We start from the raw sequence: 6,000 nt of genomic DNA, 5'->3' as shown, positions 1-6,000 counted from the left end.
GCGGCCCGCCCCTTCCGCTCGTCCGGTGTGCTTGTTGGTCCAGGCCACTCCGATCGGGCCACCCCGGCCGGTACCAGATCCCCCGCTGCTGGTCACGACCCGCGGTGGAGGAACGCGCTGCTCGCGACGACCGGGCCCGGTGGGTGCTCACCGGTACCGGCCGTCCGGGATGCGGTCCTCACCAGGGCAGAGGCAGCCAGCCGCCGCGCTGATACCTCGTCCCGGAACGAATTTCTGTCACCCACCCGAAGCCGCCGGCAGACCTAACGCCCGAAGCGGTACATAGATTGCGATGTATCAACGGGGCTGCCGCAAGCTCCTTGTCATGTAGTGAAAACGTCCTAGGCTCAGCCTCACCGGACCCCGGTGGCAGCAACTCGACACCGGGAAGCGCAACCGACGGATGTGGCAACCATGATCAATGCCGAAGCTGAACAAGGAACGCTGGCCAGCCGCGCGGGTGAGGTGTTCCAGCGCTACCGCGACGGCGACTCGCAGGCGATGGGGGAGCTGGTCGCGATGCTGACCCCGATCCTGTGGCACACCGTCCGTGCCCAACGGCTGGACAAGGAATCGACCGAGGACGTGCTGCAGACCACCTGGCTGGCGTTGGTCCGCAGCGCGGAGGGCATCTCCGATCCCCGTGCGGTGCTGCAGTGGCTGATCGTCTCCGCCCGCCGGGAGGCGTGGCGGGTGATGCGAGGCCAGTCACGGCAGTTGCCCTACGAGATCGACGAGGATGCCATCCAGACCTCGGACGAGGAGCTGCCCGACAGCATCGTCCTGCGCGGGACGTCGGAGAAACTGCTCTGGTCCCACGTGGCGGCGCTGCCCGAACGCTGCCGGGCGCTGCTGCGGGTGATCGCCTTTGCCGACCGTCCTGACTATCCAGAACTGGCCCGTTCGCTGGGCATGCCCATGGGAAGCATCGGCCCTACCCGTGGCCGGTGCCTTGCGAAGCTGCGCGCTTCACTGTCCACCGATGCTCGTTGGGAGCTGCGATGAACACCTCCGAGATTCCTGCTGAGGACATGGCCGGAGCTCCACTTGACGCCTCGGACGCGATCGTCCTCAGCATGATCGCCGATCTCTACGGCTACATCGACCCGGTGCCGTCGGATCTGGTGGACCGGCTGCAGTTCAGCATCACGCTGGACGCGCTCAACGCCGAGCTCGCCGAGCTGCAGCAGCTGCCCGAGGCCGTGCTGGCTTCCCGGGCCGAGCAGGCCAGTGTGGTCAAGACGCTCACCTTCACCAGCGACAGCCTCACCACGATGGTCTCGATCAGCCCCGACGGCCCGGACCGGGTCCGGATCGACGGCTGGATCGCACCCGGCGCCGAGGCCACCGTCGAGTTGCACCAGGGCGGGCTGACCCGCGAGGTGTCGGCCGACGCCGACGGCAGGTTCGTGTTCGAGGACCTCGCGCACGGGCTGACCCGGTTCGTGGTGCGTCCTGCCCAGCCCGAGGCACACCCGCCGGTGATGACGCCTGCCGTCGAGATCTGACCAGCCGGCAGAGGCTTCTGACCAGCCAACAGCGGCTGTTGTCGAACCAGCTACGACGAGGTAACCGATGAGCTCACCCCAGACGCCTGAGGACATGGGGACCGCACCGCCCAAGCGCCGCCGGCGCGAGCCGAGCCTGCACCCGCCGGCCGAGGTGCTGAACAAGCACGGCGGCCGGGTGCTCGATCCGTCCAGCGCCGTCCGGCTGCCCGGCCAGCCGCCGATCCGTCCCACCGTCTACGTGGGGTCGCGGTTGCTGGTGCGCTCGGTGCGGCTGGACGACGAGGTGCTGCCCGCCCTCAACCAAGCTGCCACCGAGGCGAACCTGCGGCTGGTCTTCGACGAGGCCGACGCCAGGCTGCTGGAACTGGCCCGGCGGGCCGGCCTGGAGGAGCTGGCCCTGCGGGTGCTCGCCACCCGGGTACGGCTGGAGCCGGCCACCGACAAGCCGGCCGCGCCGCCGGATGCCTGGAAGGTGCTGCAGAACTTCCGGTCCATCGTCGGGCCGACCAGCCCGGCCGCCAACCAAGTCAGCCTGGACCACCTGCTCACCGCGACCGACCCCGGCTCCGCGGGCATCTCCGGCGTGCCGTACATGGGTGGCGCCCCCTATATGGGAGGTGCTCCGTACCTGGGTGGCGCTCCGTACATGGGAGGCGGCGGCGTCGGCGGCGCGCCCGACGGCGTGCCCTACATGGGCGGCGGCAGTGTCGGGATCAGCTCGCAGTACGGCATCCCGGGCCACGGCGGCCGGGCTCCGGTGACCTGGCTGGGTCCGGCTCCCACCCGGGTCAAGCAGGAGGATCTGCCCTGCCGCCGGCCGGTCGTGGCGGTGCTCGACACCGGCGTCGGCAAGCACCCCTGGCTGCCCGCCTCGATCGTCAAGCGCCATCCGCATGTCGGCAGCCTTCCGATCGGCCAGACCGATCCGGCGACCGACCCGGAGGTCAGCGGGCAGCTCGGCAGCCCGCTGGAGGGCACCCTGGACCCCGATGCCGGCCATGGCACCTTCATCGCCGGCCTGATCCGCCAGATCTGCCCGGATGCCGACATCCTGGCCATCCGGGTGATGTACGGCGACGGGGCGGTGCCCGAGGGCGACCTGCTGGAGGCGCTGAACCGGTTGTTGCTGCGGCAGGCGCTGGCCCACGCGCTGGACAAGCCGGGCTGGCTCGTCGACGTGATCTCGCTGTCGCTGGGCTACTACCACGAGCTGCCGGCCGACTTCGCCTTCGACCAGTTGCTGCTCGAGAGCCTGCGCGCGCTCGGCGAGCTCGGCGTCGCGGTGATCGCCGCCGCCGGCAATGACGCCACCCCCCGGCACTTCTACCCGGCCGGTTTCGCGCCGCACGCGGGCGGGCAGTTCAACGCCGTCGAGCGCGACGTGCTGCCGGTGGTCAGTGTCGGCGCGCTCAACCCGGACCTGCGCTCGGTCGCGCTGTTCAGCAACGCCGGCGACTGGGTGTGCTGCCACCGCCAGGGCGCGGCGCTGGTGAGCACCATGCCGACCACCTTCGACGGCTCGCTGCAGCCGGCGGCCGCCGTGCAGATCAACGGCGGGCTCCGGTCCACCATCGACCCGGACAACTTCCACGGCGGCTTCTCCACCTGGAGCGGGACGTCCTTCGCCGCGCCGATCCTGGCCGCCGAGGTGGCCCGGTGCCTGTGGGAGTCCCAGGAGCTGGACACCTCTGACCCGGCGACGATGCTCAGCCGGGGCTGGAGCGCCCTGGAACGGCTGGTCGACCTCCGGCGTCCCGAGGCCAGCCCGCTGTCGAACGGCCGGGCTTCGATACCCGCGCGCTGACGCGTCCCGGCCTGCCGGGAAGCTGCGGGCAGCCGCGACGGCTGGCATGCCCGCAGCCACGCCGGCGTTCGCGGGGGGTAGGTCCAGCAAGGCGCACTCGGTAGGGTCGGCGCATGATCCGCACCGGCAGCGCCGGTCTGGCCGAAGCGAGGCGGCTGCACGCGCTGGGCGTCGAGCACAACAACGCAGGCCATCCGCTGCGCGCGATCAAGCTGTTCCGGCGCGCGCTGTCGTTGCCGGCGCTGGGCGAGGGCGCCGGCGAGGAGGCCCGGCTGGTGGCCGCCCGGATCTGGATCAGCGTGGCGATGAGCGAATCGGAGCTCAAGAGCCCCGAACGCGGGCTGGCCGCGCTGGCCGAGGCCGAGCGCCTGGTGGAGCTGGCCGAGCACCCTCAGCTCAGCGCCCTGCTGCACCTGCAGAACGGCTACATCCGGGTTCGCGCCGGGCACTTCGAATCCGGCTTGGCGCACCTGGACTCCGCGGTGGCCCTGATCGAACACGCCGAGCCCGCGCATGCCAGCAACATCCTGCTCGACCGCGGCAGCCTGCACATGTACCGGGGGCAGCTGGCCGCGGCCCGGCAGGACCTGAGCCGGTCGGCGGAGCTGGCGGCCGAGCACGGCCTGCTGGTCGAGGAGTTCAAGGCCAAGCACAACCTGGGATACCTGGAATTCCTGGCCGGCAACCTGGCGCTGGCCCTGAAGACCATGGACGACGCCCAGGCCATCAACGCCAAGGTGTCCCTCGCGGTGGCGCTGCTGGACCGGGCCCGGGTGCTGCTGGAGGTCGGCCTGCACCGGGAGTCCGACGACGCGCTGATCGAGGCGGCGGCGATGTTCCGGGCCGACAGGCTGTACAAGGAGCTGGCCGAGGTCGAGCTGGCCAGGGCCGAGTGCGCCCTGCTGGACGGGGAGATCGCGGCGGCCCGCCGGCTCGCGGCCACCGCCCGGGACCGGTTCCGCAGGCGGTCCAACGACCGCTGGCGCCGCGACGCCGAGCTGGTGCTGCTGCATGCCGACCTGGCCGCCGGACGCCCCGGTTCTCGCCTGGTCGGACCCGCGCTGCGGCTGGCGGCGGAGTTTCGCGGCGCCGGCCTGGAGACCCAGGCCCGAACCAGCCAGCTGGTCGCTGCCGAGGCGCTGCTTCGGGCCGGGCGGATCGAGCAGGCCCGGACGGTGGCCGGCGAGGCCGGTCCGGTCCGGGCCGCCGACCCGGTCTCGGCCCGGCTGCACACCCGGCTGGTGCGGGCCAGGCTGTCCATCGCCGCCCGGGACGCCGGGGTCGCGCGTCGGGAGATCCGTACCGGGCTCGCCGAGCTCGCCCACCACCAGGCCCAGTTCGGCAGCATCGACCTGCAGACCGCGAGCGCGGTGCACGGCCGCCAGCTGGCCGAGCTGGACCTGTCGCTGGCCCTGGCCGAGGGCAAGCCGGCCGGGGTGCTCGCCGCGATCGAGCGGGGCCGGGCGACCTCCAGCCGGCTGCCGAGGGTCAGCGCGCCCGCGGATCCGGCGGCCGCCGACCTGCTGGCCGAGCTGCGGCATGCGGTCGATGGGCTGCGTGCGATCCGGTCCGACGCCGCGGCCACCGAGCAGGCTGCCGTCCACCGCCGCCGGGTCACCGAGCTGCAGCGGGCGCTGCGATCGCGGGCCTGGCAGGCGGCGGGCTCGGGAAGCGCGCCGCGGCCGGCGCCGCTGGGCCAGATCGAGGCCGAGCTGAGCCGGACCGACACGGCGCTGGTGTGCTATTTCGACGTCGGTGGCGTGCTGCAGGCCGTCGTCCTCGCCGGCGGCCGGCCCCGCATCGTGGGCATCGGCGCCAGCGTGACGGTGTCGGAGATGATCCGCCGGGTCCGCGCCGATCTCGACGTGCTGGCCCGCGGCTGCCTGCCCGACGTGATGCAGTCGGCGGTATGCGCGACCTTGAACCGGTCGCTGGCCAGCCTGTCCGAGTTCCTGCTGGGCCCGCTGGACCTGCCCGAGCACCGGCTGGTGATCGTGCCGACCGGACCTCTTGCGGCACTGCCGTGGACGAGCCTGCCACCGATGAAGCACCGTCCGGTCGTGGTGGCGCCGTCGGCGTCTGCCTGGCTGGCAGCGACCCGGCACGCCGAACGGGGGAACGGGGCGGTGGTAGCGGTCGCCGGACCCGACCTGGTGCACTCGGAGAAGGAGGTGCTCGCGATCGGCCGGTTGTGGCCGCGGTCGCAGGTGCTGGCCGGCCCGGACGGCGGGCGGGCCGGGCTGGTGTCGGCGCTGGCCTCGGCCACGGTGGTGCACGTGGCCGCCCACGGCCAGCACCAGGCGGAGAACCCGCTGTTCTCCTCGATCCGGCTGGCCGACGGGCCGCTGTTCGCCTACGAGCTCGACCTCACCGGCCCGGCCGCCGAGCACGTGGTGCTGTCGGCGTGCGAGCTGGGCCAGGCGACGATCCGGGTCGGGGACGAGGCGCTGGGCTTGACCAGTGTGCTGCTGCGGCTGGGCACCCGATCGGTGATCTCCGGGGTGGCCCGGGTCCACGACGACGTCGCCGCCGAGGTGATGACCCGCTATCACGCGGCGCTGGCCGCCGGCGTCGACTCGGCACAGGCGCTGGCCGGGGCCTGCTCGGGTTCCAGCACGCCGGCTCCGTTCGTCTGCTTCGGCTCGGCCTGGTGAAGCCGTCCCGGTGAGAGCGGCCCGGTGAAGG

General features: G+C 72.5%; 4 protein-coding genes. All 4 read left to right on the top strand.

Features of this window, described 5'->3' with window-relative positions; translation table 11 throughout:
- The first annotated feature begins 414 nt into the window (after positions 1-414).
- The 4 genes from VF612_RS11890 (at position 415) to VF612_RS11875 (ending at position 5,969) form a co-directional block, all read left to right on the top strand.
- A complete protein-coding gene (locus VF612_RS11890) occupies positions 415-1,005 on the top strand; it encodes an RNA polymerase sigma factor (protein WP_408660067.1) in 591 nt (196 codons plus the stop codon).
- Positions 1,002-1,508, top strand: a complete 507-nt coding sequence (locus tag VF612_RS11885; protein ID WP_408660066.1) for a carboxypeptidase regulatory-like domain-containing protein — start codon at positions 1,002-1,004, stop codon at positions 1,506-1,508. Before VF612_RS11890 ends, VF612_RS11885 begins: the two co-directional genes overlap by 4 nt.
- A gap of 67 nt (positions 1,509-1,575) precedes the next feature.
- Complete coding sequence (locus tag VF612_RS11880) at positions 1,576-3,315, top strand: S8 family peptidase (protein WP_408660065.1); 1,740 nt, start codon at positions 1,576-1,578, stop codon at positions 3,313-3,315.
- Positions 3,316-3,428: 113 nt separating this feature from the next.
- Complete coding sequence (locus tag VF612_RS11875) at positions 3,429-5,969, top strand: CHAT domain-containing protein (RefSeq protein WP_408660064.1); 2,541 nt, start codon at positions 3,429-3,431, stop codon at positions 5,967-5,969.
- The last annotated feature ends 31 nt before the right edge of the window (positions 5,970-6,000 follow it).

This window comes from Jatrophihabitans sp., assembly GCF_036388195.1.
Classification (GTDB): domain Bacteria; phylum Actinomycetota; class Actinomycetes; order Mycobacteriales; family Jatrophihabitantaceae; genus Jatrophihabitans_A.
The sequence above is the reverse complement of the archived record's forward strand: the minus strand, read 5'-3'. Positions and strand labels throughout refer to the sequence as shown.